The sequence below is a fragment of the Haloarcula sp. CBA1122 genome (assembly GCF_009741785.1).
In the GTDB taxonomy this organism is placed as follows: domain Archaea; phylum Halobacteriota; class Halobacteria; order Halobacteriales; family Haloarculaceae; genus Haloarcula; species Haloarcula hispanica.
In genome coordinates, this window is record NZ_WPCB01000025.1 from 36,439 (window position 1) to 50,161 (window position 13,723).

Here is a 13,723-nt window from a genome sequence, read left to right on the forward strand (position 1 = left end):
ACGATTCGTAGCTCCCCTGTACTGCTCATTAGCGGAGCAGACCCACCAGTTTCGTGGAACTACCGCCGGCTACCCAATCCACCCGCCGATCTCGACCTGTGTACTGTCTGCCGGAGCAGCGCCTGCTGTCTTCGCAACTGCATCAAAAGGGGGCTCGACGAGACGCGGCACTTCATCGTCGTATGTCCGGTCAGGGCGTTTCACACAGTCGAGCGTGATGATAGGACTGCACTCACTACAAGAGTGCGTTGCCCCGTCGAAGCCGTTGATTGTGACCGACTAAGAAATAACGCTCGCGAGCCGATACGTCTCCGCTGCTGGCTGGCGAGTACTGGCAGACTGGCAGCCAACAGCCCCGCAGACATCGCAGGTGACGAGATGGTCTCGATCTGCCTCGTGGAAGAGCGAAGGCGGCCTGCTCGACGTTGTCGCGGTCCTGAAGCGTACACTCCCGGCAAATCGTGAACCAGAACACGCCGTCTTCTCGCCCCACTTCGTCGGGCAACCGGACATACGTGTACGCCTCGCCGGAGATATCGGCTGTCCTGTCTCCACAGAACCGACAGTACTCAGCCGTTGCCTTGGGCTGGATTTCGGTCACTGAGACCTCCGTGCAAGTGTTGACTGCTCGCGAGCAGTGTCCACAGGACAGAGAAAGCGCCATTGTATCGCTCACGAATCGGCTTGTACTCTCGGTTGCTTCAGTTTGAGCTGCAAATCGAAAGATTTGAGAAGGAAAGCAAGCAAAAGTACAAGAATATCGGCAATTACAAGACCAATTTAACCAGAAATACGAGCGGATAGAAGAAATAGAAACACGCCTTTGGAAATACGAGAACCCGAATACATCGTCCAGTAAGCAACAGTCGGGGGCTGATGCTCACCGATTCGTCAAGGTGATCCCTGATCTGGAGCCCCCAGAAGTCACCCAGGACAACCGCCACTGCTACCAGTGCAACTCTTGTGGGACAGAAACCGTTGCGACACACCCTGACTGCCCCAAATGAGTGGTAGTTCGCGGTGAGCGTACTCTCCCAAGCAGCACTTTATCGGAACGATCACCGCCGCTCTTTCCGGAAGATTGCTGATAGCTTTGAGCAACTGCACTGGTTAGTAACCCTCAGGTGTGTCCGTGTGGTACGCGACCGAACGCGCTGGTCGCTGCGAATACGAACAGATTCATATCTCCACTGAACGTGACAGGTTCAGCCACGATCCCGATTGCGGTGATGTCGGTGGTATCGGCTCGGTTACGAACAGCACCACAGGACGGTTATCAGCCCGAACACTACCAACATGCTATAGTAGCCATTGAAAATCAATGCACACCTGATCGCACGACGGCAGTGCGATCAGTGTGTACATCGTTTCAATTGTTACTATAGTCGGCGGATCGGGCATCGTTATTGAGTTATCACTCCTGAAAGACTTATACTTGCCCGACGGTGCCCTCACTCTATTTCGTTATGGAAAAAGATAGTATTTCCTCAGAGTACGTCAGAAACGAGGCAGCGGACTATTCGAAGTTGATGAGCGGTTTGATAATGTCGTCCTCTTTCCTTTCCACGAGGGGGAACGCTTCTTGCCAGCGTTGCGTTCGGGTTCCCGGCATGTGCCACCCCGAAGACGACCGACGTAAACAGCGTGGCAAGTCCGACCGCAGCCGTACCCCGAACCCGCTCGAACCACGTACGTTCCTCTGTGATGTTGGTGATGAGATATCCCCGAAATAGGAGCTCCTCGTAGACGCCCACGGCGACGAACGTGACGAATCGCCTGTGGTACCAGATGTAGCAGCCTATCGTTCTCAACACGGATCCCGCCCTGAATCGCCCCTCTGGTTAAACGACACCCTGCTTCTGTACTCGACACTGACCACTAAGTCGTCCCCCGGTGTACACCCCGTAACTAATGGTTGTCTCCGCTTCGACGAACACCGAATCCTGGTATTCACGGGGGCTAAGTCAGATATACGACGCCCTTGACGCCGATTCAGATGGTCTCTCGACCGAGGACGCTGAAAGCCGGCGCTCTGAACACGGCTCAAATCGCCTGCCGAAGACAAAGCCGGTCACCGTGTGGCAAATTTTCCTCCGTCAGTTCAAAAACCCACTCATCTACATTCTCGCCACCGCGGCAATTGTCTCGTTTGCCATCGGTGAGGAGACTGACGCTGGATTCATCGCCCTGGTGCTGTTGATCAACGCGCTCGTCGGCGGTATCCAAGAATGGCGTGCAGAACGCAGCAGTCAGGCACTGCAGCAACTCATCAGGACCCGGGCGACGGTCATTCGAGATGGTGAGACACGCGACATCGATGGAGAAGAGGTCGTCCCTGGTGATATCGTGCTTCTAGAATCTGGGTACCGTGTTCCTGCGGACATTCGACTCGTTTCTACACATGGTCTAGAGATCGACGAGTCGCCACTCACCGGCGAATCAGCCCCCGTCCTGAAAGACGAAGAGTGGGCAGGCGACGACCGGGCCTCACTCGGAGATCGGCGCAATATGGCCTACGCGGGAACGGTGGTCAACCGTGGGCGGGGGCGCGGTGTCGTCGTCGAAACCGGTGCCGATACGGTTGTCGGCCGATTGGCCGAGGACGTCACGGCCGTTGAGGGCGGACAGCCTCCCCTCGTGACGCGTATGGAGCGATTTACCCGCATTGTCGGCCTCGTCGTACTCGCCGCCGCGGCAATCACCGCCCTCCTCGGAATCTTCGTCCAGCAGTACGACGCCGTCGAAATGTTCCTGTTCGCCGTTGCGTTAGCCGTGTCGGCGATCCCTGAAGGGCTCCCCGTGGGAATCACTGTCGCGCTAGGCGTCGCCAGCCGGAGAATGGCAAAGGTAGGCGTCATCGTCCGTCGTCTAGTGGCTGTGGAAGGACTGGGAAGTTGTACGATGATTGCGTCGGATAAGACGGGAACGCTGACTGCAAACGAATTGACGGTCAAACAGGCTCAACTCCCCGATGGAAGGACGTTTGAGGTGACCGGCGAGGGGTATGCCCCGGAAGGGAGTGTCCTCAGAGACGGGCACCCTCCGGAGCCTCATCTCGCAAACGAGTTGTCTCGTCTCGCCCGCGCATCTGTGCTCTGTAACGAAGGGCACCTGTCCCGACGCGACGACGAGTGGACGTGGCGCGGTGACCCGACCGACATCGCGCTTCTCGCGTTCGGTCACAAGCTGGGGTGGTCCCGCGAGGCGGCGCTCGACGCGAACCCACAGATTGACGAGATCCCTTTCGAACCCGAACAGCGCTATGCGGCGACATTTCATGAAACCCGTGACCAGGAACAGGTATTCGTCAAGGGTGCGCCCGAGCGCGTTCTGGAGATGTGTTCGGATGCAAGCGAGGGCGACTTTTCGCGGCAAGAACTGCAACAGCAGGCGACCGAGATGGCTCACGAGGGATATCGCGTGCTTGCCGTCGCCGAAGGAACGCTGGAGACCACCGAGGATCTCGGCCAGCCCCCGTCAGAACCGACCGGGTTGACGTTTCTCGGGTTTATCGGGATGATCGACCCGCTCCGATCCGGTGTCGAGGAGGCGATTACGTCAGCACAGCAGGCTGGCATCACTGTCACAATGATTACGGGAGATCATCGAGAGACGGCCCTTGCTATCGCCCGTGCCCTCGGACTGGCCGAGTCTCCGGAGGAGGTCACCACCGGAACCGAGCTCATGGACGCCTCCCAAGAACAGCTTGTGGAAATCATAGAAACGACGCGGGTGTTTGCACGCGTCTCGCCCGATCAAAAACTCAGAATCGTCGAAGCTGCCCGGGGTATGGGACACTACGTCGCCGTCACGGGTGACGGTGTCAACGACGCACCGGCGCTTCGGCAGGCGAATATCGGTATCGCTATGGGACAGATGGGGACCGACGTGGCCCGGGATGCGGCCGAACTCGTGATCAGCGACGACAACTTTGCGACGATAGTCGCGGGCATCGAACAGGGCCGGATCGCGTTCGACAACATCCGCAAGATCATTTTCCTGCTCATCTCCACCGGCGCTGGAGAAGTTACACTCGTCCTGTTGAGCTTAGCGGCCGGACTACCACTCCCGCTGGTGCCCGTCCAGATTCTCTGGTTGAACCTCGTCACGAACGGGATTCAGGACGTCGCCCTGGCATTCGAACCCAAGGAAGGAGACGTGTTGAATCGGCCACCACGCTCTCCTGACGAGCGAATCTTCAATCAAATCATGATCGAACGGACACTCGTCGCCGCGATGGTGATCGGTGTGATCGGGTTCGGGACGTTCATTTGGTTACTGGAGCAGGGGCTTTCGGAGGCGGCTGTCCGCAATCACCTGCTCCTGCTGGTCGTCCTGTTCCAAATGGTCAATATCGGCAATGCCCGCTCCGAGACGGCCTCTCTGTTCCGTCTATCACCGTTGCAGAGCCCCATCTTGCTTACCGGGACGATTACTGCGTTCTTGATCCACCTCGGAGCGATGTACTTTCCGCCCGCTCAGGCAGTCCTTGGAACCGCACCTGTCAGTCTGGAACAGTGGCTCGTTCTCGGTGGGATTGCCCTGACCATCGCCGTCGCTATCGAGCTGCACAAACTGAGCTGGAAGATGCGGTACCCTAAGCGCTCGGAGAGAGCGTCACAGACCTCTTCGCAAACTCGCGAGAAGGAGGCGTAGAGCGGGAAATCTGGCAGACCCTCAGTCGCGCTCTCCGCCACGAAGCGGGCTTTCTCCTGTGAATTCTCGCTTAATTAAGCGACAGCATCCCAGCGTTCACGCCGGGGAGGACGTTATCTCCGAGCAGCCCGATTCATTCCGAGGAGGGGACGCATTCAGTTATAAAATCCCGGCGGGAGACCAGTGTGTCGAACGCCGGTCCATTCCTCGATCTGGAACTCGTATATCTGTGTTTCAAGCGAGTCACTCGCGGTCTCGAACAGTTCCGGGCGCCACGTTGGCGTCGTCGTCTCGTCGAGTTCACCACGTCTGTCTTCCGGGAGTTTCTGAATCGTCCCGATGAGTCCGACGCTCTCCCAGTTAAACGCTGTCTCCGCACTGTACACGAGGAATGCCGCCGACTCTGCCTGGTTGGCCAACTCCATTTTCCGACTTCCGTTGTCTCCGATGAAGTAGAAGTAGAGACGCCCCCCTCCATTATACCCGTAGGTCATCGGAATCAGGTAGGGTTCGACGTCTGTTGGGAGTCCCAGCGTTCCCATACTCTGGCTAGAGAGAAACCCCTCTACCTCCTCGTCGGTCATCTTGTGCAACCCGAAGTCGGTGAGTTCGTCGATAGTCATTCCATATCAGAGTATGCTATCGAGTGACATAATTCCGTGTGCTGTCTCATAGTTTCCCGATAGACAACAGATGGAGGCGTCTGCTATAGTAGCCATTGGAAATCAATGCACACTTGATCGCATGGCAGCAGTGCGATCAGTGTGTAAATCGTTTAATTGTTACTATAACTGCTCGGTCACCCGCTGGCGAGGACCTCGACGGTGACCTGACCTGTCTCCGGCGTCTCGTCGATCAGGACGGCGGCCTGGCCCTCAATTATCGGTTCGCCGTCCTCGTTGAGCACGTCCGTCGTGAGCTGGTATTTGTTCCTGCCGAGGTCCTCGACAACCTCACAGACTGCGGTAAGGCGAACATCGATGTCGGCCGGTTTTAGGAACGAGAGGTCCTGTGAGATGTATATAGTTACACCGGGGAAACGAGCCAACGCAGCACTGATCAATCCACCGACAAGCGTCCCGTGGACGATTCGCCGGCCGAACCGCGTCTGGCTGGCGTACTCCTCGTCGAGATGAAGCCGGTTTGTGTCGCCACTGGCGGCAGCGAAGGTCCTCACGTCTTGTTCGCTGATCGTCTTCGAAAACTCGACTCTGTCACCGACGTTGACGTGGTGGTCGTCGAGTCCCGTACCCTCAACGTCCCAGTCGTTTTTTTCGTAAGCAGTCTCCTGATGTCGGTAGTAGTTGGCAGTCTGTTGTTCGTGGCCTTCGATTTCCCGCCGCTGGAGGATTTGCGGGACGTGACGGACGATATCGTCAGTGCTGACCAGCCCAACTAGCTCGTCTCCATCGAAGACGACCAACCGGGCGATATCATGCTCAAACATTGTTTCGACCGCGGCGCCGAGGGTGGCGCTCGCATCGACCGAAACAACGTGGGTTGACATAAACTCCGAAAGCGAGCGCTCTTCCGGGCTCGACTCCTCGCTGAGGAGTCGCACGAAGTCGTCGCTGGTGACGATGCCGAGGACCTCTCCGTCCTCGACGACGACTAGTGACCCGATTGAGCCCGCGTGACACCGGCCGGCGGCAGTACTGGCAGTTGTTTCAGGCGACGCCGTCTCGACCGGACTGCTCATCACGTCGTTGACGCGAATTGGGAACGCCATGGTTGCACGTCGGTTCGACGTGACAAGAGGTTATCTGACGAAGAGATACCAACCGATAACAGCTGTACGTATGTTATTACTAAAAGGAATAGAAAAGTAAAGAAATGGAATAAAAGGTGTATCTAACCGAGATCAAATAGTTATAATTACGCATATATTATATACAAAATAACGCCCTTCAGATTGAATACTGGTGCTTTGTTTAAAGATTTAATTGATCAGTGTTATTCTTCGTGCTGGATTCTGGTATCCAAGAGCTTCAATTTGTTCTTCTCGAAACCAACGAGGGCACCAATCTGTCGCCCGTGGTGACGACCTTTGGGAGGTTATAATGTGCCTTATCGACATCATCGGTAATGGAACTAGAGTGCATAAGTTAGAGTGAAAACGAGAGATATTAACAATAAAAACCCGAGTTTGGAAATACAACCTCAATTTTATGAACTAAAGGGTTGCAAATACAAGATAAAGATACCAATCTGACTGAATAGAGGATTAAGTCTTGGAAAGTGGACGACATCCACGAGACGGCAGCCCGCAATACGATATCCGAGTGAGCCAGTGCAGTGACGAAGACCGAAGCTCAGATCGAGATAGGACTCAGATAGCGATAGGCGTCGTCGATGGTACTGATCGTCCGGAATGCCGCTGCCACGGAGGGCTTCTCGTCGACCGAATCCATGTCGCCGACACGGGATCGTAGTTCGGTGACCACCAGCGCCCCCACGGTAGGCTCTGCGGCGACGAACCGGTCGATCGCCTCCTGGGAGTCCGCGGCGGCGAGAAAGAGCGCGCAGATCTCCTCAGCCGCCGATTCCGTTTCGGAGTCCACCACGTCCAGAGCCAGCAGTGCCTCGGTCGCCTCCATACGCACCCACGGATCCTCGTCTTCGAGACGGGCCTCTAAGTTCTCGACGGCGGGGCGAACCTCGTCGGGGTGGGTCCGTCCGACCGCCGTGAGTGCCCTGGCCGCAGAACGACGGCGTTCGATCCTCGACGCGTCGAGGCTGGCGGTAAGGTCATCGATGGCGGGCACGACCGCCTCCGGGTGGGCTTGTGCAATCGTCTCTAGCTCACGGGTGATCGATTCGTATATGGGTTCGAACGTGGTGTTTCCAGCACCTTCTTCGTCGAAGATGCTCTGGAGTGTCGAGGCGATACGGGGTGCCTCGCGTGGGAAGGTCACACCCAGCCGCCCGAGCGCCAGTGTGATGGATGTCTGTTCACCCCTGGGACCGGGTCCGACGAACGCAGCGGGTGGCGACAGCAATGCGAGGATGCCGTCGATGACGGGTCGAACCGCATCCGGGCGCGTCTCCGCGAGCGAAGCGAGCGCACTGGCCGCGCTGGAACGGACCGTCCAGCTGTCGTCGCCCAGACACGCCCGGAAGTCATCGATGGAAGGACGGTCCGCATCCGGATGCGTTTCCGCGAGAGAGCCGAGCCGCAGGACCGCTTTGGACCGTACTTTCGGGACGTCGTCGTCCAGGCACGCCTCGAAATCGTCGAACGGCGGGGTGATAGCTTCGGGTCGCTCTGCGGCGATCTCCCCCAGAACGGCCAGTGTGTGTTCCCGGACCCACGCCTCGCCGTCGTCGAGACGGACCCGGAGATCGTCGACGAGCGGCACGAACAGTTCGGCGTGGTGCTTGCACAGTTCCCTGAGGGCGAACAGTGCCTCTCTCCGGGTCGACTCGTGGGCGTCGTGGAGCCGCTCCCGAAGGGTGTCGACGGCGGGGCGGAGCACTGCCGGGTTCTGCTCGCGACCGACGTCCGAGAGGCTCTCGGCGGCGGGTTCGCGGACTCGCCTGGGCTGGTCGAAACAGTGCCCCAGCAACACGTCGACGGCCGCCTCGGTTCGTTCCTCGTCGACGATGCCGACCGAACGAATGCCAGACATGGCGACGTCTCGGTCCCTGGCGTCTTCGGTCGCGAGCAACTCCCGCAACGCCTCGAATTCGGCATCGCCCGCCCGCCCGTCCTCGAAAGCGGCGACCAATTCCGTCACTCTCTCCGTCGTTCCAGTGGTCTCGCGAAAATCGTTCCCCATGCTTCTTGATTGAAGCAGGCCACTCACGGTAATAGATCTCTGGATTCCACACGACGACCCGATACACCTACGACCAGTGTGATTATATTCACAGCTACCGTACCAAAACGAAATGGATGACGAGTCGGTCGAAGCCGCACACGCCTAAAACCCCGAAACCTACGAGGACGAGCGGTTCGGGACATTCGAGAAGAAGGCGACTGTCTGTACTCGGTGATTATCTCGGTCTTGTGCGAGTTGACGGCGCCCACGGCCTCGTGCGTGAGCTCGCCGAGAGTACACTCCACGAGGGTGACGACCGGCGTGTGATCCCGGTCGATCGGTCGAGATCGTCGGCTCACCGTCAGGAGTTCTGTCCGCTTGATGCGCTGCTCGTGTTTCGCTGCGTTGTTCCGAAGCCATTGTCAATCGGGGGCATGTGATGCGCCCCGCCACCATCTCGCGGGGGAAACAGACACACCGAAACGCACCCGTCCATCTCATACACTAAAACTGATAGGTTCGCGAGTCCACTCTCCCTGTGACATCCCCTCAGCCGAAGAGAACCGGCGGCCTTCGCACACAGCATATTGCCTCTCTCTTTGGACGAAAACCGCGATCTGCAAGCCGAAATGACACCCTCAAATAGCAGATGAGCCGTGTCGTACCGATTTGAGCGCGTAGAAGGCATCCCGAGAAATCCCGTGATAATGCTGTAGTTTCAGAAATTGCTCGACGGGGATTCAGAAGGAATGATTTCTACTCAGCAACGGACTTTTGAAAGTCTCTGCCGGTGATAGGTTTCACCGGCCGTGTTGAATACAGGATGCGAGTACAGCATGTGATTTTTCCAAGGCGTTGACAATGCAATCCCTCAGTACAGTGTCTGTAATACTCACTCTGTTCGCGCAGTCTGGCCAGAGCAGCGCTGACTGGCTACCTCACCGGGTTCACCACGGGGAGCCGACCCGAGGAGATTATCCGGCGAAGGAGGACGCCGACACGAATAAAGTCGGTTACCCACACAGTTGTCACATTTGGAAATTCCAACTCAAACTGGCTATCGGTGGATATTTTGAAATTAGAATGTGATTTCAGTGCCGGTAGACGCGGAGATGTTTGAAAATTTCAATCGATCTCCCGGTTATCCTTGATCGGTGACCGACCCGTCGTCGGTGCCGTCATCCTGCCGCGCGCCGGGCCCCGACTGTGGATAGAAGTGGTCCCATGACTGGACTTGTGTCTCGGAGATGATTTCGGAGCTGGTGATTGTCATGCCCACGTCCGCCAGTTCGTTGCGGATCTCTTCGATTTCCCTAACCGTGCCGGCGACGACCTCGACGTGGACATTCCGTTCGCCCCCAAGCAACTCGCGGGTGGTTACCACACCGCGAATATCGAGGATCTGATCGGCCAACGAGTCAAGCTTATTCGGATTGACTGTACAGACGAACATGACGTGGAGGGGGTAGCCCGCTTCCTCGTAGTTGATCTCGGGGTGGTAGCCCCGGATTACGCCCTTCCCCTCGAGCTTGTCGAGGCGATTTCGGACCGTCGTGGAGGTCACATCCACCCTCTCACCGATCTCCGTATCGGTCTGGCGGGCATTGAGCTGAAGTTGGTGCAAGATGCTCCGGTCCACGTCGTCGAGTGGGGAGTCGTCCATGCGATGTCCTTGGACGGGGCGACTGAAAAGTCCGCATGGGCCCATCACGAGCAAGAGAGCAACCACGGCCGTCTCTATCCGAATCACGACGATCTCGTCAACAAAGGACTGCTCGAGAAGGGTGAACTCGACAAGCGGACGAGCGTATACACAGTCACACAGCGTGGTAAGCGTGAAATAGAGGCACGACAGGAGTGGGAAAGCCAGTATTTGGAGAGCAAAGAATCGGTTCCTGCGTAGCACCCACCGGTCTGTCGGAAGCGATGGTCATCCCGAAGGAATCCCTCCTGTAGTAGCCAAAAGGGCCTCAGTCCGCGGGCTGTGCCTCCGTAGCTGGTGTCCCGCTTGGAAGCTCGGGAATGGACAGGTCCACGCGGCGGAGTAGCTGTGCGTTGATCGCGACGATTACTGTACTCAAAGACAGCAGAAGCGCACCTACAGCGGGGGACAGCAGAGTTCCGATCGGTGCCAATACGCCTGCTGCAAGCGGAATAGCGAAGACGTTGTAGCCGGCCGCCCAGACGATGCTCTCCTGCATCTTCCGGTAGCTCGCCTTGCTTAGCTTCACGAGTCGCACCACGTCCATCGGGTTGTTCTGGACGAGGATGACGTCGGCCGACTGGACCGCAACGTCGGTACCGCTCCCGATCGCAATGCCGACGTCCGCTCGCGTCAGCGCCGACGCGTCGTTGACGCCGTCGACGACCATCCCCACAAGCTTGCCCTGGTCTTGGAGTTCTTGGACTTTCTCGTCCTTGTCCTCGGGGAGGACTTCTGCGAACACCGTATCGATGCCCAGTTCATCGGCGACCGCTCTGGCGACGTCCTGGGAGTCGCCGGTCAGCATCGCCACCTCGATGCCCAGATCGTGGAGTGCGTCGACGACAGCGTAGCTTTCCTCGCGGATCACGTCGGCCATCGCGAAGGCAGCGATCAACTCTCCTTCGAGAACGAGATACACCACTGTCTGTGCGTTCTCGCCGGCCTCATCAGCGAAACGCTGGAGGTGATCGGAGACATCGCTATCGAGTTGGGTCAACAAGTTCGGCCCGCCGACGTACACCTCGTTTCCTTCGACGCTCGCGCGAACCCCTCGCCTTTGATCGCCTCGAAGTCGGTCGCGTCAGGTGCGCTAAGATCACGCTCGTCAGCTGCCTCGCGGATGGCTCGTGCAATCATGTGTTCGGAATCACTCTCGATTGCGAATGCCAAACAGTTTGTCGACGGGGACTCACGATCAACTGACGATAGTATTCTCGCCTAGCAGATGGTGGAGAGAAACGGAACAGACAAACTCCACTCCTTACGAGGATCGATCGACCGATCAGCGCTCCTCACGGTTCGTGACATCATCGAGAGAGAAGAGCCGCTCGCAGCGCCAACGCTAGACGGCTATCTCAACCCGACGGTTCTGGAAGTCCCACTCGGTGACGGCCGCCGTAGTGCTGACTCCGCCCGAATTGATGTTCAGTGGACGACTCGAGCGGACTACAAATTTCACTATACGGACACTGACGGTGTGAATTTCCGCTGGGACAGTCATCCACATGGCGGTGATTACATCTCCGTTCCAGGTCTCGAATACTATCATCCGCCCCCTGACGCCACTTCCGATCCAGACGATATCGAAGAGTCCTGCATCAAGCAGTCTGTCGAAGCACTTGTCACTCGTGCTGTTCTCAAACTCTGGCGTGTTGCCTATCATGCAGACTCCTACGACCCGCTGAATGCTGCGAGTAATCCACCGTAATCGAGGTGGAGGCCCCACTCTCAGCGAGCGAGCGGAGGTGTTGCTCTCACGAGAGGGGGGAGTCACTCACAGCAATTCGACCCACTCGGGAGCGCAATCGTGGGTCCCGCCGTAGATCGAGTGGTCGGGATACTGGTCGTCGTCAGCCTCGACAGCGACGATCACGTTGCCGCCGGAACACGAAATTTCTGCAACGGTTCCGACGACTGCATCGAGTGGGCCGTCTCCGTCTGTCCAGTCGACTTGGACGTGGTCACCGCGGTCGAAGTCATACTCCTCGAAGGAAGGCGCTGTGGTACTCATAATCTCCTCCGGCCGCGAGGGGGACACAAAACCTCAGCTGTTCACCGGTCGGTCATGGACGTCGAACACGAATCGTATCGTAGCCAAATTGCACTCCAATCTACCAAAACAGAGGTTTTCGACCGCACAGGTGAGACTACACGACGTCACATTCGGATAGCGCAGCCAAACACTCAATAATCGGGTTATCCAACAGACAAGTATGGCTACTATCGAAATTGATGAAGAGGTGTATGAGGCGCTCCAGATTCCGGAGGGAGAGCGGCCGCAGGCAATGAAACAAGAATTGGCTGTCTCGCTTTACGCGCGTGATGTCCTTTCGTTCGGGAAAGCGCGTGCATTGGCAGAACTGTCTCACCGAGAGTTCCAGACATTACTCGGAGACCGCGAAATCCCACGCCATTACACCGACACTGAACTTGCCGAAGACCTCGACTATGCCGAATAACGAGCTTGTAGTCTCGGACACGTCACCGCTGCTGAATCTTGCACTTATCGACCAACTCACCCTTCTCAAATCGCAGTTTTCGAGCATCACCATTCCGCGTCAGGTGTGGGACGAACTCACTGATGGAGAGGCAGGTGTAGACGCGCTTCGCTCGTTGCGTGACGATGAGTTCCTGACGATCACCGAGGTCGAACAGTCGCACCTCTTCACTGAAATCTTCCACGAGCTGGATCTCGGGGAAACAGCTGCTATTTGTCATGCCATCGAGCACGATGCTGACCTCATCCTTTTGGATGAAAAAGACGGTCGACAGGTCGCTCGGAGACACAGCCTGACGGTAACGGGAGTCATCGGGATACTACTCCGCGGAGCCAATGTTGGAGACATTGAATTAAAACACGAACTTGACGCCCTTCGTGACGCTGGCTTCTGGATCTCTGATGAGCTTTACTCAAAAGTCCTCTCTGAAGTCACAGAATAGCTACCGCTCCCACGGAAAGGAGCCAATCCGCTTGCGATAGGCACTGATCTGGTCCTGAAATTCCTGCTCCTGGAAGTCTGGCTCGTCGCCGTGGATGTCTTCGGGTGAGACGCCGTCGGGAAGATGCTCGTAGTCCGTGACGTCCTCCGTGTCATCCTCTTGGTCGGGTTCGTGTCGGTGCTGCCCACACTCCCTGCAGGTCCAGATCAGCCGGTCAAGGTGTGGGTGGCACTCGAAGCCATCGAGTCCGTACGATTCGTGTCCCGTCACGGCGCCACACTGGCGACAGTAGAACCCGATTCCGACTATCTCCGGTTCGGCTCTTGCCTGATGGCGCTTCACAACGCCGGGCACAAGCCAGTACGTGCCGTCGTCCTCCCGGAACTCATCCGTGAGCTGCTGGAACTCCGAGCGGTCGGTGACCGGCGACCCGTCCTCGAGATAGATCCGTGGCTGGACGTCGCCCCCATCCCCGTCCCAGTTGGTCTGTTCGTCGGCTGTCTCCAAGAGCGCCTGTCCGGATTCCTCGCCGATCGTGGTTTCGGTCGGCAGGTCGGGCCAGCCCTTCGTGAGAGTGGTGGCTGGCTCGGTTCCGAAGGCTGCTCGGCACTTCACCGTCCCATGGGAGACGTCCTCGCCGCTCGCGATGCTGTCGGAAACG

11 protein-coding genes and 4 pseudogenes are annotated in these 13,723 nt (G+C 57.5%); 6 read left to right on the forward strand and 9 right to left on the reverse strand.

The genetic code is table 11. The features are described 5' to 3' along the window. Positions 1–69: 69 nt before the first annotated feature. Positions 70–601: pseudogene (locus GJ630_RS20595) on the reverse strand (hypothetical protein). Between the two features lie 110 nt (positions 602–711). On the opposite strand from GJ630_RS20595, the pseudogene GJ630_RS20075 reads away from it, so the two are divergent. Beyond that, a pseudogene (locus GJ630_RS20075) lies at positions 712–1,180 on the forward strand (hypothetical protein); the annotation flags it as partial. Between the two features lie 307 nt (positions 1,181–1,487). Here GJ630_RS20075 and GJ630_RS20600 read toward each other — a convergent pair. Next, complete coding sequence (locus tag GJ630_RS20600) at positions 1,488–1,814, reverse strand: type II CAAX prenyl endopeptidase Rce1 family protein (protein ID WP_191449921.1); 327 nt, start codon at positions 1,812–1,814, stop codon at positions 1,488–1,490. A gap of 97 nt (positions 1,815–1,911) precedes the next feature. Here GJ630_RS20600 and GJ630_RS11480 point away from each other — a divergent pair, with 97 nt between their 5' ends. Continuing rightward, a complete protein-coding gene (locus GJ630_RS11480; protein ID WP_129756365.1) occupies positions 1,912–4,656 on the forward strand; it encodes an HAD-IC family P-type ATPase in 2,745 nt (914 codons plus the stop codon). 155 nt (positions 4,657–4,811) lie between these two features. Here the strand turns inward: GJ630_RS11480 and GJ630_RS11485 are convergent, their stop codons facing one another. The 4 genes from GJ630_RS11485 to GJ630_RS11500 form a co-directional block, all read right to left on the reverse strand. Then, positions 4,812–5,279: a pyridoxamine 5'-phosphate oxidase family protein gene (locus tag GJ630_RS11485; protein ID WP_014030979.1), complete on the reverse strand. Its 468-nt coding sequence runs from the start codon at positions 5,277–5,279 to the stop codon at positions 4,812–4,814. A gap of 176 nt (positions 5,280–5,455) precedes the next feature. Beyond that, the gene (locus GJ630_RS11490; RefSeq protein WP_129756366.1) at positions 5,456–6,385 is read right to left on the reverse strand and encodes a CBS domain-containing protein; all 930 of its coding nucleotides are present in this window, start codon (positions 6,383–6,385) and stop codon (positions 5,456–5,458) included. Positions 6,386–6,968: 583 nt separating this feature from the next. Next, positions 6,969–8,393 (reverse strand): hypothetical protein, encoded by a 1,425-nt coding sequence (locus GJ630_RS11495; protein WP_197427647.1) that lies wholly within the window; start codon positions 8,391–8,393, stop codon positions 6,969–6,971. Positions 8,394–9,558: 1,165 nt separating this feature from the next. Further along, positions 9,559–10,080 carry an Lrp/AsnC family transcriptional regulator gene (locus GJ630_RS11500; protein ID WP_023842947.1) on the reverse strand — a complete coding sequence of 174 codons (522 nt, stop codon included), beginning with the start codon at positions 10,078–10,080 and terminating at the stop codon, positions 9,559–9,561. Positions 10,081–10,083: 3 nt separating this feature from the next. Here GJ630_RS11500 and GJ630_RS11505 point away from each other — a divergent pair, with 3 nt between their 5' ends. Then, entirely contained in the window at positions 10,084–10,320 is a 237-nt protein-coding gene (locus tag GJ630_RS11505; protein ID WP_023842948.1) for a helix-turn-helix transcriptional regulator, read from the forward strand. A 67-nt stretch (positions 10,321–10,387) separates the two neighbouring features. Here the strand turns inward: GJ630_RS11505 and GJ630_RS11510 are convergent. Continuing rightward, positions 10,388–11,292: pseudogene (locus GJ630_RS11510) on the reverse strand (HAD-IC family P-type ATPase); the annotation flags it as partial. A 55-nt stretch (positions 11,293–11,347) separates the two neighbouring features. Between GJ630_RS11510 and GJ630_RS20605 the strand changes: the two are divergent. Continuing rightward, positions 11,348–11,830 carry a hypothetical protein gene (locus tag GJ630_RS20605; RefSeq protein WP_014030985.1) on the forward strand — a complete coding sequence of 161 codons (483 nt, stop codon included), beginning with the start codon at positions 11,348–11,350 and terminating at the stop codon, positions 11,828–11,830. Positions 11,831–11,896: 66 nt separating this feature from the next. Here GJ630_RS20605 and GJ630_RS11520 read toward each other — a convergent pair whose 3' ends face one another. Further along, entirely contained in the window at positions 11,897–12,133 is a 237-nt protein-coding gene (locus tag GJ630_RS11520) for a hypothetical protein (protein ID WP_146418404.1), read from the reverse strand. A gap of 202 nt (positions 12,134–12,335) precedes the next feature. On the opposite strand from GJ630_RS11520, the gene GJ630_RS11525 reads away from it, so the two are divergent. Then, positions 12,336–12,581, forward strand: coding sequence for a UPF0175 family protein (locus GJ630_RS11525; protein WP_050036503.1), 246 nt, complete (start codon positions 12,336–12,338; stop codon positions 12,579–12,581). Beyond that, complete coding sequence (locus GJ630_RS11530; RefSeq protein ID WP_191449923.1) at positions 12,571–13,062, forward strand: DUF3368 domain-containing protein; 492 nt, start codon at positions 12,571–12,573, stop codon at positions 13,060–13,062. Before GJ630_RS11525 ends, GJ630_RS11530 begins: the two co-directional genes overlap by 11 nt. On the opposite strand, the pseudogene GJ630_RS11535 reads toward GJ630_RS11530, so the two are convergent. Further along, positions 13,063–13,723 (reverse strand): annotated as a pseudogene (locus tag GJ630_RS11535) (hypothetical protein); the annotation flags it as partial. It lies immediately after the preceding gene.